The sequence below is a fragment of the Mesoflavibacter profundi genome (assembly GCF_014764305.1).
Taxonomy (GTDB): Bacteria; Bacteroidota; Bacteroidia; order Flavobacteriales; family Flavobacteriaceae; genus Mesoflavibacter; species Mesoflavibacter profundi.
In genome coordinates, this window is the sequence record NZ_CP061703.1 from 1,815,152 (window position 1) to 1,832,515 (window position 17,364).

Annotated in this window: 11 protein-coding genes; all 11 read left to right on the forward strand. The window is 30.4% G+C overall.

The genetic code is table 11. The annotated features are described in order from the left end of the window. The 11 genes from IFB02_RS08085 (at position 1) to IFB02_RS08135 (ending at position 17,364) form a co-directional block, all read left to right on the forward strand. The gene (locus IFB02_RS08085) at positions 1–3,372 is read left to right on the forward strand and encodes a cell division protein FtsA (RefSeq protein ID WP_191072628.1); all 3,372 of its coding nucleotides are present in this window, start codon (positions 1–3) and stop codon (positions 3,370–3,372) included. A gap of 4 nt (positions 3,373–3,376) precedes the next feature. Then, complete coding sequence (locus IFB02_RS08090) at positions 3,377–4,123, forward strand: hypothetical protein (protein ID WP_191072629.1); 747 nt, start codon at positions 3,377–3,379, stop codon at positions 4,121–4,123. A 119-nt stretch (positions 4,124–4,242) separates the two neighbouring features. Further along, the gene (locus IFB02_RS08095) at positions 4,243–5,736 is read left to right on the forward strand and encodes a hypothetical protein (protein ID WP_191072630.1); all 1,494 of its coding nucleotides are present in this window, start codon (positions 4,243–4,245) and stop codon (positions 5,734–5,736) included. Further along, the gene (locus IFB02_RS08100) at positions 5,733–6,371 is read left to right on the forward strand and encodes a hypothetical protein (protein WP_191072631.1); all 639 of its coding nucleotides are present in this window, start codon (positions 5,733–5,735) and stop codon (positions 6,369–6,371) included. The genes IFB02_RS08095 and IFB02_RS08100 overlap by 4 nt, the downstream gene beginning before the upstream one ends. Beyond that, the gene (locus IFB02_RS08105; protein WP_191072632.1) at positions 6,368–7,105 is read left to right on the forward strand and encodes a transglutaminase-like domain-containing protein; all 738 of its coding nucleotides are present in this window, start codon (positions 6,368–6,370) and stop codon (positions 7,103–7,105) included. Before IFB02_RS08100 ends, IFB02_RS08105 begins: the two co-directional genes overlap by 4 nt. After that, positions 7,092–8,036: an endonuclease/exonuclease/phosphatase family protein gene (locus tag IFB02_RS08110; protein WP_191072633.1), complete on the forward strand. Its 945-nt coding sequence runs from the start codon at positions 7,092–7,094 to the stop codon at positions 8,034–8,036. The genes IFB02_RS08105 and IFB02_RS08110 overlap by 14 nt, the downstream gene beginning before the upstream one ends. A 770-nt stretch (positions 8,037–8,806) precedes the next feature. Further along, on the forward strand, positions 8,807–10,420 hold the full coding sequence (locus IFB02_RS08115) for a type I restriction-modification system subunit M (protein WP_191072634.1): 1,614 nt from the start codon (positions 8,807–8,809) through the stop codon (positions 10,418–10,420). A 1-nt stretch (position 10,421) separates the two neighbouring features. Beyond that, on the forward strand, positions 10,422–12,104 hold the full coding sequence (locus IFB02_RS08120) for a DUF262 domain-containing protein (protein ID WP_191072635.1): 1,683 nt from the start codon (positions 10,422–10,424) through the stop codon (positions 12,102–12,104). Then, positions 12,097–13,353: a restriction endonuclease subunit S gene (locus IFB02_RS08125; RefSeq protein WP_191072636.1), complete on the forward strand. Its 1,257-nt coding sequence runs from the start codon at positions 12,097–12,099 to the stop codon at positions 13,351–13,353. The genes IFB02_RS08120 and IFB02_RS08125 overlap by 8 nt, the downstream gene beginning before the upstream one ends. Before the next feature lie 16 nt (positions 13,354–13,369). Beyond that, positions 13,370–14,491 carry a DUF4268 domain-containing protein gene (locus tag IFB02_RS08130; protein ID WP_191072637.1) on the forward strand — a complete coding sequence of 374 codons (1,122 nt, stop codon included), beginning with the start codon at positions 13,370–13,372 and terminating at the stop codon, positions 14,489–14,491. Further along, a complete protein-coding gene (locus IFB02_RS08135; RefSeq protein ID WP_191072638.1) occupies positions 14,491–17,364 on the forward strand; it encodes a type I restriction endonuclease subunit R in 2,874 nt (957 codons plus the stop codon). The genes IFB02_RS08130 and IFB02_RS08135 overlap by 1 nt, the downstream gene beginning before the upstream one ends.

Sequence of the window (17,364 nt, forward strand, 5' to 3'; positions counted from 1 at the left end):
ATGGCAAAAAAAGTTTTTCGAATTCATAATGAAGGCGCTCATAATACAGACTGGTTTACTTCAGATAAAATAAATGCCACATTAATAGACAATATAGTTACTGATGGTGGTGATGGCAAAAAATTACCAACTTCTATACCTAGTCCATTTGCAAGAATAGATTTAGTTAGAACTGCGTTCAGTGCTATTGGAGCCAATGGTAATTTAGATGGTATAACAAGAAATGGCAAGGCTGTAGCTAGCGATAATCACAAACTTGTTTCAGATGCTTTAGATATAGGTCAGTTATTTTTTAACTATGATAAACATCAAGATGATTTAAGTTTAATTGTATGGAATAAGGAAAAAGGGGTAAATACACTTTTAAGTTCAAATCAACATCAAAAGCATTTAGGAGAAACATTAAAGTTATTCTTTCAACAAGATAGTAATCAATATAATTTTAATGAATTTAATAATATATACATTTTACTTTATAGGCATAAAATTATTGGGGGAACTTCACCTAGGACACTCTTTTTTGCAGCACCAGATGCAATAGGGACAGATATAAGATTTGGTCAAGATACAATGCTAGATGATATGCTTTTACCTCTCTACAGGAGAGATCCAAATTATATAAAATATTTAGTAGCACTTTCTAAAAGACCTAATTTTAATATATATTTTCCTGAGTTTAATAGCTATATAAGAAAAACGATAGATAAATTATATAGTTATAATCCATCATTACATGGAGAATTAATGAATCAAGATGCAACATCTTATTTAGATTCTCTTAAGCCAATACTATATAATAATAACTTAGGTCAACCTGTTGAAGTAATTCAAAGCTTACTATTAAAACAGTTTAAAAAAGACCCTTCACTAATAGAAAAAGCAAGTGATTTTACTATAAAATCCAGTAAAAACATTGATGAGCTTACACCTTTGGTTTTACCTGTAGAAACCTTGAATTTACCATACATATATACAGAAGATAAATGGGATAGTAATACCAAAGTGCCATATCAAGATAGTAAGCCTTTAAATGAAAGGTTGTTACCAGATCAGGGAGATAAGTATCCTTATCTAACAATGAACGATTTTTTAGAAAGCACAATTATAAAACTGCCTTACAGTATAGATGAATCAAAATTCTTAACCTTAGGAAACGGTCAGTTTTTAATTCCATTAAAACCTCTGTTCTTCAAGTATTTTTCTGTTAACGATCTTATTGATAAAAGCTTGTTAAAAATAAAGGAACTTGCGGGTAGTAGTGTTCAGGTAGAATTAAATATACCGATCAAACAAGGTTTTATTTCTTATACAAAGATTTATAATACACGTTCTAATGTGACAGATGCAGTTCAATTAGATAAAGGGGTAATTTTAGAAAAGTCACTTGCAATGTGTATTTATCCATTTAATAAAAGTAATGAGGTGAAACTTAATTATACCATTGGTTTAGCTGATATTTTCCCTAATAATTCAACTAAGTTATCAGTTAATTTATATAACGATACTTCTCAAAATCCTTTAAAACCTAAAAAAAACAAGGAGAGATCTGATCAACCATATATTACAAGTCAAACCATTTTAGATCAAAATTTTGATGCTATAGGTTTAAATGTAGGAGAAAGTCAGAACTACATTATACCTCTTTGGAACAATTATACAATAACAGGAGGAGATGCATACAAATTCGCAATAGATTTCGGAACGACTAACACACATATAGAATATGCTATTGAGGGGCAAGGAAGTGCAAAAGCATTTGATATTTTAGATACTGAAGAGCAGATTGCTTTTTTATTACCAGCTTCAGCTTCTCGAAGAACAGATGCAGTTAGAGTAATAGATGATGGAGAATCACATTTAATGCAAGAAATAATACCTAAGCGAATAGGTAAAGATGAGATGGTAAAAATGCCATTCAGATCTGCACTACTTCAGAATACTAATGTTAATTATGATTTAGCAACATTTGTATTTGCAAATGCTAATATAGGTTTTGAATATGAGAAAAAACCAATCAGACCATACCTTAAAACATTTACAAATTTAAAGTGGTCACATGAGTCTAATAATGATAAGCAAGTAAAACATTACATAGAAGAAATTTTAATGCTTTGTAAAAACAAAGTTCTTAAAAATAATGGTGATTTGGCTAAAACTAAAATTATATGGTTTTATCCTGTTAGTATGACAACAAACCATTTGAATAGGTTTAAAAGAATTTGGTCAGAGTCATTTAATGCCATATTTAATATTAACGAAGAAAATTTAAGTAGTTTTCCAGAAAGTATTGCACCATTTTATCATTATAAGAAGGAAGAAGGTATTAGAACTGCAGCTAAACCTTCAATATCTATAGACATTGGAGGCGGAACAACTGATGTTATGGTCTATTTTGATGAGAAACCACAATTTATTACATCATTCAAGTTTGCTGGAAATGCCATTTTTGGTAATGGTTTTAATGGAAATATTAAGTCTAATGGTTTTGTACAAAAATATAAAGATGTATTTGAAAATGTTTTAAATCAAAACAAGCTTGTAGAGGAAGCAAATATTTTAAAAAGAATTTATGGAGATTATATGTCTTCTACAGATCTCATTAACTATCTGTTTTCTCTAAAAGAGAATAAGAATGTAGTTGAAAAACATCTTGATTTAGATCTTAATAAACATCTTGCTAATGATGATGATTTTAAAATCATCTTTTTACTGTTTTATTCTTCAATAATTTATCATATCGCTGAAATGATGAAGTTAAAAGGTGTTGATCAACCTAGAAACGTTGTTTTTAGTGGAACAGGATCAAAAACTTTAAAAATATTAGATGTAACATCTCAGCTTTCAAGCTTAACAAAAGTTTTTGAGGCAATTTTTAATAAAGTATATGGTAATGATTTAATTAATTTAGATGTGAAGTCTAAAGATAATCCTAAAGAAGTTACCTGTAAAGGTGGTTTTAGTATAGATAGTGATTTAGATGGTATTAAACATACAGATTTAATAGAGATTAATATAGGTAATGGAAATGCTCCAAAAATTCAATCTAAGTCTCGTTCTCAAAAAGAAGTTATTACCTATAAAGATCTAGATAAACAATATTTAGAAGGTGTAATTGAAAATGTTAATAGTTTCTATGATTTGTTTAATGATCTTATCCATGAATTAGATTTTAGAGGAGAATTTGGATTATCTAATAAATCTATAGAATTATTTAATCAAATAAAATCTTACGATCAGCTTGATTACTTGATGCAAGGAGTAAAAGGATTGTCTGATGATTCTATACCTGAAGAGCCTGTTGCTCAAAGTTTATTCTTTTTTCCTTTAACCGGACTGTTGTATGGTTTAGCATCATCAATTAATCAATCATAAAAAGATGAAGCTATCAATTTTTATTCAGGCTGAAATGGAAAGCCTAATACCAGAAGAACAAATAGAAAATGTAGATGTTTTTTTTGATTCTAAAACTATAGCCTTAATAGTAATAACTATAGTGTTATTTATTATTGCATTAACCTTTTTTCAACAGCTAAAAAAAGCTAATTCAAGAATTAAAGAATTAAATCAAAAAACAAACTTTTCTTCATTTGAAAGTGCAAAACAAAGTCGTGATCAAGCTGAGATAGTTAGTCTTAGAGCTGAGATAGTTAGCCTTAGAGAAGAAAATGAAGAATTAAAAAGACAACTTACAGATAAAAAACAAATACCTAATACTGAGAGAGTAAATGTAATTGAAGAGATAAAGGAGGAGAAACAAGAATTATTAGAAGAAGGTCCAATTGTTCAAAATTTAATGATAGAAAAACCAGAGGTTCTATTCTTGCCCTCACCTTTTGAAGACAGTAAGTTTTCAGCAGAAGATGTCAGTAAGGAAAGGGCACCATTTTCTTTATATAAGATAAAGCTTAGCTCCTCAAAAGTTTCAGGTGAATTGACACTTTTGGAAGATGCTGATTTATCAAGAGCTTTAAACTCACCAGATCATTATTTAGAAAAAGCATGTGTTTACGAAAATGCCTTTAATATTAATGCAACAAGCATTGAAGTCATAGAAGAAGGTGAAGTTAAATTAGATAATCAAGATTGGTTGGTTATAAGTAAAGTTAAAATTAAGTTTATATAGCTATGATCCAAGTTCAAACAATTGAGTATATATTAATAACAGTATTGATTTTATTTCAGATATATCTTGGAATTAAATTATTTATAAAGATTTCGTCTTATAAATCAATATTTAATTTTATGCCTACTATAGCTCAAAAACAAGTGTCTGTAGAGCTTTATAATGAAGGAGATGTTTCTAAAATACTCTCTGAAGAAGTAGTTGAAGATAAGTTGAGTACAGAAATAGCTTATTTGAAAAATCACTCAACTAATTCTACTCTTTCTAATATATCAACAACAATTAATACTTATCTTATTAAAAATAAAGAAGCCTCTATAGATTTTCATATTCTTAAAGATATATCAGATAGGTATATAGAAATTGTTGAAGATGAAATAAATAATCGAATTCCTGCTCCTCTTTATATTGGGTTAGCAGCAACCATGTTAGGTATTATTTTTGGGCTTTTCGCTATTAATTTTGACACATCTACTAATGAGAGTACTTCATTAGCTTTAGAAGCTATTAAACCATTGATAAATGGAGTTAAAGTAGCTATGGCTGCTTCTGTAACAGGTCTTGTTATAACAACATTGTTTTCTGTTAGTATTTTTAAAATCGCTAAATCTAAAGTAGAAGCAGGTAAAAATGAGTTTTTGTCTTTATTGCAATCAGAGCTTTTGCCAAAAATGAACAAATCAAAACTTCCAGAAGTTCAAACCTTGTCTAACAAATTAGATAAGTTTGCAAGAAGTACCACTGGTGTAGTCGCTCAATTAGGTAGTGTTGTTAAAAACTCTTCTCAAGCAATAAAAAGAGAACAAGATTTAATAGAACAAATAAAAGAACTTGATGTTAAAAAAGTAGCTTCAGTTAATTTAGACGTCTTTAATCAACTTCAAGGAATGATGGGCTCATTTCAAGAATTTGCAAAATATTACGAGCATTTAGATAAGTCTTTATTGAATACAACTAGCCTGTTAAGTAACTTACAAGTGTTCGTTGCAAATACACATAATATTAATGTAATATTAGAGGACATAAAAAGTACTGTTGCAAAAAGCAATCAATCAACAGAGTTTTTTAATACACATATAAAGTCTTTTGTTAATTATGAAGATGCTGTTAAAGAAGCTGTGGCAAATACAGATTCTAAAATGTCTAAAGCTATAGAAGAATTAACAAGTTCTGCTCATAAACAATTTGAAGCCTATAATAGTGTTGTTTCAGAATACGACTCAAAGCTATCTACTGCTTTTAATAAGTCTATAGAGTCTTTTACAGAGGTAATGACAAAACAAGTTGTTAGAACTGAAGAGGCTTTTAATACTGCAAGACCTAAATTTGAATTATTAAGCAAATTAAACAAGTTGGATGTAATTGAAGAGCGATTACAAAATTTAGAAAGTGGGTTAACACAAGTTATTTCTAATGGAAACAATTCAATTGTAAAAGCTATAGAGACTATTAATAATAAACCAATAAAAGTAGAATCAGAAACTAAAATTCCTGAATTAAAATTTCCTAATCCTAGTTTGTTTCAAAAACTAGCATCTTCACTTAGTGTATTAACATATGTTATCATAATTTCTGGAGCATGTTATTACATATATATAAATTTTATTAAATGAAAAAAACCGGTTTTTTTTGGATAAGTTTTGCAGACTTAATGACTAGTTTGTTTTTTTTAATGCTTGTCTTGTATGTAGTGACTTTTGTTATACTTAAGGTAGAACAAGGAAAAATAATAGCTCAAAATGAGCAACTCAAAAAAATACTACAAATAGAGGAACAGTTCGAGCCATTACAAAACGATAAAGATTTTTCTTATTTAGATGATTGTGAGAAGTATGTAGCTAAAGAGCTAATTGGTATTGAAATTTTTGAGCCAGACAAAACAGAAATTTTAGATGTTCATAGAAAAACGGTAGTCCAAGTTGGGCATAAAATAAACAAGTTTTTAAAAAATCTTAGAAAGCAAAATGCTCAGTTCAGTTACCTCTTAGTTATAGAAGGTAATATGGCTAACACCTGGGATAAAAAATTTAGCTTAGATTCAGATTATGGATATTCTAAAAGTTTTGAACGAGCTATGTCTGTATATAAACTTTGGAATAAAGAAGGTATTAACTTTAGAGGTGGCAATGTTGAGGTATTAATTTGCGGAAGTGGGTTTAATGGGCTTTGTAGAGACTCTAAAGAAGAAAATAATAAAAGATTCTCAATTCAAATTATTCCTAAAATAGAAAAGATAGATTATAAATGAGAAACAAACATTTGTTAATAATACTTCTAGTCTTAAGTGTTTTTTTGAAGTCGTGTGTAGGTTGTTCAAACTCTGGAAGGTCTCAATTAATAGCTAAAGCTAGGGAAGAAGCGTCTAAGAAAGAAACAATACCAGAACCAAATACAATTGATAAAACTGTAAAACCTAAAGTTGTTAAGATAGAGGATATTGTAACACCTTCAGAAAAACAATCAATTAATAAAAATTTGGTTAAAGATAGAATACCAAAAGCGCAAGGTAACTTAATACAGGTTGAAGGACTTGTTTTAAAGGAGGTAATGGAATTAAATATAAAACTAAATTCTGGTATATCACAAGTAGAACAAATTCTAGCCATGCAAAAACATGTTAAAGCTAATTGGCATTATATTTTTGATCCTGAAACAGGAAAAGATACTTGGAGATCTGCAGAAGCAACCTTAGCATTAAAATATAAAGGTCAATACTCTGGAGATTGTGATGATTTTGCAATACTAATGGCTTCTATGGCTAGACAAATTGGACTAAGATCTCGTATGATAGGTGGGTTTGATAAAGAGGATGGTCATGCGTTTGCAGAATTCTTATTGCCTCAAGATCAAAAAGAACATTATGGTCTTTCCAAATTTGATACAAGAAAAGATAGTAGTGGTACCTGGGTAAGTTTAGATTGGTTTGAGGGCTATCAGCATAACAGGTTTTTAAAAGATATAAGAGTATATGAAAATATTTAAAGGTTTATATTTTTTATTTTTTTTCTGTGCTATAAGTCTTGTTTTATCTTGCAAACCTAATTCAAAAGGTAATAAGTCAAGAAAAGTAATTCCAGAATTAGTTGTAGATTCTAAGGTTAAAGATTTTAATAGAGAGATTAAGTCTAATAGCAATACTTCTTTTGATTCTTTAAATCAAATTAAAATAATTAGTTGGAATATTAAAGATTTAGGTAGAACGAAATCTGATGATGAATTAAATCAAATTTCTAAGATTATAAATGTTGCAGATGTGGTCTTAATACAAGAAGTCGTTGGAAAAGATCCTGCAGGAGCTCAAGCTGTAGCAAAAATAGCTGATAACTTAAATAGAATGGGTTTTAAATGGGATTATTCCATTAGCATGCCTACTCAAAGTCCTTCGTCTCATATGAGTGAACGTTATGCTTTTTTATGGAAAACAAATGTTTTAAAATTAAAAAGCAAACCTTTTTTAGCCTCTAAATATAAAGATGTTATTTATAGAGAGCCTTATGTTGCTAATTTTCAAATTAAGAAAAATAATAAAACATTTAGTGCTATAAATTATCATTCACGTAAGCATTATGATAAACCAGAAATAGAAATTGTATACTTAAAAAATATTATTGAAGATTTAGATAATAATTCTATTATTATTGGAGGTGATTTTAACTTAAATGAAGAGCATGAAATTTGGGATCTTTTTTATAGTAATGGGTACTCAAATGCTTTAAAAAACACAAAGACCACAATAAAGCAAAAGTGTTCTTTTGGTAAATACTTAAGTCATTCTATAGACAATTTTTATTACACTAATATTAGTGTTTCAAAATCAAATTCTATAGATATTGTAAAAGATTGTGACAATATTAACCAAAGCAGACAACTATCCGATCATCTACCTATATTCATGTTCTTTAGTGTTAATTAGATTATAAACATCAGATGTTAACTAAACGCCTAACACGAAACATATTCCTCTTAATTTTTCCATTTTTAATAATGGTTTTTGTCAATGAAGTATATAGATTTAAGATTGCTGATCCACCTTATCAGTTTAATGGCGTTAAGGCAATAAATTCAGATATTAAATATTCTGATAAATGTTCATGGGTTGCACATCAAAACACAAGTTATTGTAAGACTCATCATGTAAAGTTTATAAAAAGATATTTAAATCAAACAGACATAATTTATTTTTCGATAATCCGATTGCTTCACGCTACAGGTGGATATAAAATGGCAAACATATTCTTTTTAGTGTTTTTGTTTCCTTTAATAATGTGGTTTTCATTAATAAAGATTTTGGATTATTATTTTTTGATTAAAAAGCTAAAAAAAAGAAATCTAAACAATGAATGATGAACTAGCCAACATAGTTATACAGTTATACATGTATTGCACAGATTTCACAATTAATCTGGCAAATCTTACAGGGACTTCGTATTACGAAGTAAATTTCTTTTTCTTTTGTGTACTTTATCCTTTATTGTTAATAATATTGCCTTTAACAGCAATAGTTTTAAGATATAGATTAAAACATCTTCAGCGGAAAACAAATAGATATAATTAATTCCATACGGGAATCCGTAATAATAACTTTAAAAAATACGATATATTTCTTTCCAAATAGTAAAGGCTTTAGTTATATTTATCCTATTGCTTTTTAAGCTAAAATTAAATTGAAATTATTTTAATTAAATGTCCGAAAACCAACAACAACTACATCAAACACTCTGGAACATCGCCAACGACCTTCGTGGTAATATGGATGCAGACGATTTTAGAGACTACATACTAGGCTTTATTTTTTACAAATACCTAAGCCGTAAAATGACGCTGCACGCTAACAAAGCATTAGCGCCAGATGGCTTAACTTACGACCAAGTAATGGGTCATGAGCAAGAAGAAGCGCTTATAGATGCATTGCGTACCGATGCGTTAGACGCTTTAGGGTATTTCTTAAAACCAACCGAACTGTTTAGCGAGTTGGCAAAACGTGGTAATTCTGGTGGTGTCAATAAATTTATACTTGAAGATTTACAAAAAGTACTCACTAGCATAGAGCAAAGCACTATGGGTAGCGAGAGCGAAGACGATTTTGGTAACCTCTTTGAAGATTTAGACCTTACCAGTAGCAAACTAGGGAAGACCGAAGAAGCCAAAAACGAGCTTATCGTAAAAATACTAAACCGTTTAGAAGCCATTAATTTTGATGTAGACAATGCCGAAAGCGACATTCTAGGTGATGCTTACGAGTATCTTATTGGACAATTTGCAAGTGGCGCAGGTAAAAAGGCTGGAGAGTTTTATACACCACAGCAAGTGTCTAAAATACTAGCGCAGTTAGTCACTACAGATAAAGACCGACTTAAAAGCGTGTACGATCCAACCTGTGGATCTGGTTCCTTACTACTACGTGTGGCAAAAGAAGTGAACGAAGTTGGCGCCTTTTACGGGCAAGAAAGCAACCCAACCACATACAACTTGGCACGTATGAACATGATTATGCACGATGTGCATTACAAACGTTTTGATATTTATAACGAAGATACCCTAGTAAACCCATCGCCAGTACATAGCGAGCTTAAGTTTGAAGCCATAGTGGCAAATCCACCGTTTTCTGCAAAATGGAATCCAGATGCTATTATAAGCGACGAGCGTTTTTCACCATACGGAAAAATGGCACCCAAAAGTAAAGCCGACTTTGCTTTTGTACAGCACATGATATACCAGTTAGATACCAATGGGACTATGGCGTGTGTATTACCCCACGGTGTTTTGTTTCGTGGTGCTGCCGAAGGTCATATACGTAAATACCTTATTGCAGACACCAACCAGCTAGATGCCGTAATAGGTCTGCCAGCTAATATTTTTTACGGAACCAGTATACCAACTTGTATTTTGGTGCTTAAAAAAGACCGTAAAACCAGCGCACGCAGTAACAACATATTGTTTATAGATGCCAGTAACCATTTTGAAAAAGTAAAAACCCAGAATGTACTACTGCCAGAACATATAGACAAAATCGTAAACACATATAGAACTTATTGTCATCCTGAACTTGTTTCAGGATCTCATGATACGCATCCAGCAACCATAGACAAATACAGCTATGTAGCCAGTCTAGACGAGGTAAAAGAAAATGATTACAACCTAAACATACCACGCTATGTAGATACCTTTGAAGAAGAAGAACCTGTAGACCTACAAGCCGTATCACAGCAATTACAACAGCTAGAACAAGAGATGGAAAGCACAGATGAAGTAATAACAGGCTTTTGTAAAGAATTAGGAATTAAAACACCATTTTAATATGCAAAATGGACAAAGCAGTATATACGAATTATTTAATGCTGATAGGATTTTTAAAATTCCTAATTATCAAAGAACCTATACCTGGCAAGAAGAAAATCTAAAAGATTTTTTGGATGATTTAGTAAATCAAAGAGGTAATAAATCTTACTTCTTAGGTACTTTTTTATTTCATAATCAAAATCGACGAGGTGATTATGAAATTTTAGATATTGTTGATGGTCAGCAAAGATTAACTACAATAATTATTTTTGCTAAGGTATTAATTGAGAGATTATTAGAGTTGTCTTCAGATAAAGTTTCTAATAAAACATACCGAAGATTTGTTAAGGATTCAGATGGTGTTTACAAGTTAGAATTGGATAATGAGGATAACAATTTTTTAAACACTTACATACTAGAAAACAATAAAGCTGATACTTTTGAAACACCAGCTCAAAAAAATCTGATACAAGCTAAGCAATACCTAAAAAAAGAGATTGAAAATATTTCTAAAACTTCACTTGAAAAAATTTTTGATCTTATAAGTAATGCTACTATTATTAATTATGTAGTACAAGATTTTTCTGATGCTACTTTAATATTTGAATTGTTAAACGATAGAGGAAGAAGACTTACAAACTTAGAAAGTGTAAAGAGTTTTCTCATGTATAAGGTAGGTTCTTTAGATATAAAAAACCATGAACAACCTTTAAAAGTTATACAAGATTGTATTGCAGCTATATATAGAAATGTAGAAAAATATAATCTAAATGAGAACGATGTACTAAGGTATCATACCATTGCATTTGAAAAAACTAACTCAGAAAATTTTAATAACCCTAGTAAATTTATCAAGAATCAAATTAATCAATTATTTATTGATAATGTTGAAGATGTTAAGATAAAAGAAACGATAGTAAGTTATATTACTAGACTGAAAGAGAGTTTTGATATTTTTATAAAACTAAGAAATAATGAAGTTGGTATATCGTCTTTAGACGATTTTCATATGATAGGCAAAGTAGGGCCATACTATCCTTTTCTTATGATTATTTACAAAAATGATAAAGATCGATTAGAGGAGTTTTGTAAAATACTAACAGCGTTTACATTTAGAGCTTCATTCATTAGACTGCAAAATAGAGATGAGAAGTTGTATGAACATATTAGAAATGATGATGATTTTTTCATTGTTTTTTCAAATATTTTACATCATAACTGGTGGAATATTAATAATCGAACTCAGGAAACATTAGATTACGACAACTACTATGAATGGGTAAAGAAAAATATGGTAAAATTTATCTTGTTTAAATATGAAAACCATTTAAGAAAAGAAGAAGGACATCCACTATTAACAATTCATAATTACTTTAGTCAAGATGCACGTACTAAGTATAATATTGAGCATATAAGCGCCAGAAAATCTCAATTAGAGTTTGACGAGGATTTTAATGAAAGTTACTTACACTCAATAGGTAACCTTGTTTTAGATACCGTATCATCAAATTCAAAAAAGGGAAGAAAAGGGATTGATAAAAAAATAGAATCTTATAAGGCTGCACCTTTAATGTCTCAAAATAAAATCAATAATGAAGAATTAGATTGGCAAAATACAGATTCAATACAAGATTTTATTATTCAAAGAGAAAAGGAATTAAAAACATTTATTAAACAAAGACTACTTCATATAAATGATTAAAGTAAACGACATCAATGTACCACAACTACGCTTTAACGAATTTGATGCTGAATGGAAGCAAAAAGAGGTTCCTGAATTAATAGCTCATCATAAAGGTGCAATGAAAATAGGTCCTTTTGGTAGTCAATTAAAAAAAGACACATTCGTTAAGAAAGGGTTTAAAGTGTACGGTCAAGAAAACATTTTTATTGATGACTTCAATTTTGGAGATAGATTCATAACAGAAGAGCACTTTAATAGATTAAAGACAAATGAAATTTATCCAGATGATTTTGTAGTATCAACAATGGGCACTATTGGCAGATGTACGGTTGTACCTGTAGGCATTGAAAGAGGTATCATGGATTCTCATATGATTAGGTTGCAACTAAATGAAAATGTAATAACACCTGATTTTCTTGCCCAATTATTTGGTTCCTTCAAAATGCTGAAGCAAGTCAAAAGATTATCTGTTGGAGGTATAATGGATGGGTTAAGCATAGGAATAATGAAGGAATTAAAATTTCAAGTTCCAAATATTCCCGAACAACAAAAAATAGCTCAATTTTTAACCGCAGTAGATAGCAAACTACAGCAACTCAACCAAAAAAAGGAGCTACTGGCGCAGTACAAAAAAGGCGTGATGCAACAACTGTTTAGCCAACAACTACGCTTTAAACAAGATAATGGTAGTGATTACCCAGATTGGGAAGAGAAGAGGTTGGGAGAAATAGCGGATAGAATTTCAACCAAAAATACTTCAAACGAAGTGAATTTTGTACTTACAAATTCAGCTACACAAGGCGTTGTAAGTCAGCAAGAATACTTTGATAAAGAAATTGCCAATCAAAATAATTTGGAAGGATATTATATAGTTTCAAAAGATGATTTTGTATACAATCCAAGAATATCTGCAAGTGCACCTGTTGGGCCAATAAAAAGGAATAAACTTCAAAAAGGAGTTATGTCACCTTTATATTCAATATTTAGGTTTAAAGAATCTTTATTGGAATATTTTGAACACTATTTTGAAACAACTAATTGGCATAAATATTTGCATAGTGTTGCAAATTTTGGGGCAAGACACGATAGAATGAATATAACAAATTCTGATTTTTTTAAAATGCCAATACCTATGCCTACTTATGATGAGCGAAAGAAAATCGCCAATTATTTAAGCGCTATAGATAGTAAAATAGAAACAGTTACCCAACAAATAGAAGCCACACAACAGTTTAAAAAAGGCTTGTTGCAGCAAATGTTTGTTTAATCACAGCTAACCAAAAATGTACAGAATAAGCAGAGAGCAAAATAATATCACAAAATTAGAAGAACGTAAATTTAGTGAGCTTCAATTTAGAGAACGTGAAAACTTACAAGAATGGATTGCTAAAAATCCAGAAATTCTTGGTGAAGACTTATTAATCATCCAAAAAGAGTTTGATGGTTTTAATGATACGCAAGAGCGTTTAGATCTTCTTGCTTTAGATAAAAATGGAGACATCGTTGTTATAGAAAATAAATTAGACGATACTGGTAGACATGTCGTTTGGCAAGCCTTAAAATACGTGTCGTATTGTTCTACATTGTCAACATCTCAAATTATTAAAATATACCAAGAGTATTTAGATGCTCAAAGTTTAAATGAAGAGGCTAAAGATAACATCTTAGAGTTTTTAGATATAGATGAAGATGGTTTATTGCTTAACCGTAACGACCAACGCATCATTTTTGTAGCAAATAACTATCGTAAAGAAGTTACTTCTACAGTATTATGGCTACTACAACACAGTGTAAATATTCAATGTTTTAGAGCAATTCCTTTTGGTAAAGGCGAAGAGTTGTTTTTACAAATAGAACAAATAATTCCGTTACCAGAAACCAAAGAGTTTATGATAGATGCTATGGAAAAAGAACTTGAAGAGAAATCTAAAAGTAAAAAAGTAGCAGAAACTGAAACAAGGTTAGTAGAGTTTTGGAATAAACTAAAAGCAGAACTTAAAGTTCGTAAAATGGACTTATTAGACAATGTTACAGCTAAGCCATATTTTAATATTAGCACTTTACGTGGTCGTGGTTCGTTTGGTTTTTGTATTGGTAGAAAAGGATACAGAGTAGAACTTTATATTGGACAAGATGAGACTAAGACCTTAATAGATGCTATGTTTCAATATAAACATGAGATTGACGAAAAATTTACATTAGGTGAAATTATTTGGGAACGTTTAGAAGGTAAAAAAGCTTCAAGAATTAAATTCGAAAAGTCGGCATTAGAGATAACAGGAGATATTGATGGTTGGCGTAATCAAAAAGATGAAGCTTTTATAGATTGGTATTGTCAATCTATGAAGTTGTTTTACGATATTTTGTTACCATATTGGATAAAAGTTAATAACGCAATAGAATAATGACCACACAATCTGAAGCTATATTAGAACAAAACTTAATAACTCAACTGGTTGGATTAGGTTACACGTCTGTAAAAATAACAGATAGTAATGCGTTGTTAGCTAACTTAAAACAGCAGTTACAACGTTTTAATAATCTAGTAATTAGTGATAAAGAGTTTGAAACCGTTTTAAATCACTTAGCAAAAGGTAATGTGTTTGACAAAGCCAAAACCTTACGAGGCAGGTTTCAGTTTACTAACGATGCTGGTGAGCCTACTTACATTCAGTTTTTTAATAGCGAAGATTGGTCTAAAAATCTATTTCAAGTCACTCACCAAATCACCCAAGACGGTGTATATAAAAACCGTTACGATGTTACGCTTTTAGTAAACGGTTTACCGCTGGTACAAATAGAGTTAAAACGTCGTGGTTTAGAAATCAAAGAAGCATTTAATCAAATTAACCGCTATCAAAAGCACACGTTTTGGAGTAACAATGGGTTATTTCAATATGTACAATTGTTTGTAATTAGTAATGGTGTAAATACTAAATATTTAGCCAATAACGAGTTGCAATCGGTAAAACAAACCTTCTTTTGGAGCGATGTAAATAACAAAAACATTACAGAGCTTACAGATTTTGCGGCTTCGTTTTTAAATCCCGATCATTTGGGTAAAATGATTGCCAAGTACATAGTACGTAACGAAACCCATAAAATACTTATGGTGTTACGTCCGTATCAATTCTTTGCAGTAGAGCAATTGGTAGAGCAAGTAAAAACTAGTAACGATAACGGTTATGTATGGCATACCACAGGTAGTGGTAAGACATTAACCTCGTTTAAAGCGAGTCAGATTTTAATGGATTTACCACAGGTAGATAAGGTTTTGTTTGTAGTAGACCGTAAAGATCTAGACTACCAAACTATGAAAGAGTTTAACAGCTTTAAAAAAGATAGTGTAGATGTTACAAATAATACCAGTAGTCTAGTAAAACAACTTACAGACGAATCTAAATTGGTATTAACCACCATACAAAAGTTAAACAACGCCATATCAAAAACACATTACGAAAACCAATTATCTACATTAAAAAATCAACGTATTGTTATCATTTTTGATGAGTGTCACCGCAGTCAATTTGGTAAAACACACGAGCTTATTACCAACTATTTTACAAACAGTCAGTTATTTGGGTTTACAGGAACACCCATTTTTGCAGATAATGCATCAAAAAATGATTTAGGTAAACGCACTACAAAAGACTTATTTGGCAAATGCTTACACAAATATGTGATAACAGATGCTATTAAAGATGGAAACGTACTAAAGTTTGGTATAGAATACATTGGTAAATACAAGCAAAAAAGCAATACGTTTATCGATATTGAAGTAGAAGATATTGATAAAGCAGAAGTGTTTCAAGATGAGAAACGCTTAGAAAAGATAGCCGATTATATCATTAACTATCATAGTTCTAAAACCTTTAATAAAGCGTATTCAGCATTATTTGCAGTAAGTAGTATTGATGTTTTGATAAAATACTACGACATATTTAAACGCAAAAAAGAAGCAGGAGAACATAACTTGCGTATTGCAACTATATTTTCATATGGTGCGAATGAAGACAGTAAAACTGCACAGGATTATTTACCAGATACAGAAGATGAATTTGATGCAGCAGCAGAACCAAGTGCAGTGTATGGTAAACATACCAGAGAAAAGTTAGACGATTACATAGCTGATTATAACAGTATGTATAATACTAGTTTTTCAACTAAAGACAGTAAACAGTTTGAGAACTATTTTAAAGACATTAGTAAGCGCTTAAAAGAACGAGAGAAAATCACTTTTAAAGACAAAGATCGATTAGATATTGTTATTGTGGTGAATATGATGTTGACTGGTTTTGATGCAAAAAAAGTCAATACACTTTATGTCGATAAAAATCTAAAGTATCATGGTTTAATACAAGCTTTTTCTAGAACCAACCGAATTTTAGGTGAACAAAAATCGCAAGGAAATATTATTTGCTTTAGGAATTTAAAAGGCGCTACAGATGAAGCCATCACGTTGTTTTCTAATAAAGAAGCCAAAGAAGAAATCATTTTACCACCTTATGAGTCTATCGCATCAAAATTTGATGAAGCCTTAAAAAACTTACTTCAAATTACACCAACCTACCAAAGTGTTGACGATTTACGTGACGAAAACCAAGAACTAGAATTTGTTACAGCATTCAGACGCTTATTACGAGCTAAAAACGTATTAGAATCGTATGTAGATTTCGATTGGGATGATTTAGGTATTGACGAGCAAACTTTTGAGGATTATAAAAGTAAATACTTAGACTTATACGATAAAGTAAAAACCGACAAGCAAAAACATAAAACGTCTATTCTTGATGATATTGACTTTGAGTTGGAGTTAATTCATCGTGACGAAATTAATGTTGCTTACATTTTACAGCTATTAGCTAAATTAAAAGAGTCAAAACCATCAGAAGCTAAAGCACAGAAAAAAGCTATTATCGACTTACTTGGTGGCGAAGTAGAGTTACGTAGCAAACGAGAACTTATAGAGAAGTTTATTGAAGAAAATCTACCACATATTGAAAATCCTGATGATATACCAGACGAGTTTGAAAAGTTCTGGCAACAAGAAAAAGTCATAGCATTATCAAAACTATGTGAAGAGGAAGGATTAGATCAACTACAATTTAACGCATTAATAGATAGCTATGTATATAGCGGTCAAGAACCTATACGAGATGAGGTTTTTAAATGTTTGGATAACAGACCAAGCATTTTAAAAGCAAGAGAGATAGGCGAACGTATCATTTTAAAAATGAAGGAGTTTGTTCAGGTCTTTTTAGAAGGGATGACTGGGTAA

What these genes read in the sequence shown, in the direction of transcription:
- IFB02_RS08095 (WP_191072630.1), top strand. Translation starts at nt 4,243, where the DNA reads ATGCCTACTATAGCTCAAAAACAAGTGTCTGTAGAGCTTTATAATGAA.
- IFB02_RS08130 (WP_191072637.1), top strand. Translation starts at nt 13,370, where the DNA reads ATGTACAGAATAAGCAGAGAGCAAAATAATATCACAAAATTAGAAGAA.
- IFB02_RS08085 (WP_191072628.1), top strand. Translation starts at nt 1, where the DNA reads ATGGCAAAAAAAGTTTTTCGAATTCATAATGAAGGCGCTCATAATACA.
- IFB02_RS08110 (WP_191072633.1), top strand. Translation starts at nt 7,092, where the DNA reads ATGAAAATATTTAAAGGTTTATATTTTTTATTTTTTTTCTGTGCTATA.
- IFB02_RS08100 (WP_191072631.1), top strand. Translation starts at nt 5,733, where the DNA reads ATGAAAAAAACCGGTTTTTTTTGGATAAGTTTTGCAGACTTAATGACT.
- IFB02_RS08090 (WP_191072629.1), top strand. Translation starts at nt 3,377, where the DNA reads ATGAAGCTATCAATTTTTATTCAGGCTGAAATGGAAAGCCTAATACCA.
- IFB02_RS08105 (WP_191072632.1), top strand. Translation starts at nt 6,368, where the DNA reads ATGAGAAACAAACATTTGTTAATAATACTTCTAGTCTTAAGTGTTTTT.
- IFB02_RS08120 (WP_191072635.1), top strand. Translation starts at nt 10,422, where the DNA reads ATGCAAAATGGACAAAGCAGTATATACGAATTATTTAATGCTGATAGG.
- IFB02_RS08115 (WP_191072634.1), top strand. Translation starts at nt 8,807, where the DNA reads ATGTCCGAAAACCAACAACAACTACATCAAACACTCTGGAACATCGCC.
- IFB02_RS08125 (WP_191072636.1), top strand. Translation starts at nt 12,097, where the DNA reads ATGATTAAAGTAAACGACATCAATGTACCACAACTACGCTTTAACGAA.
- IFB02_RS08135 (WP_191072638.1), top strand. Translation starts at nt 14,491, where the DNA reads ATGACCACACAATCTGAAGCTATATTAGAACAAAACTTAATAACTCAA.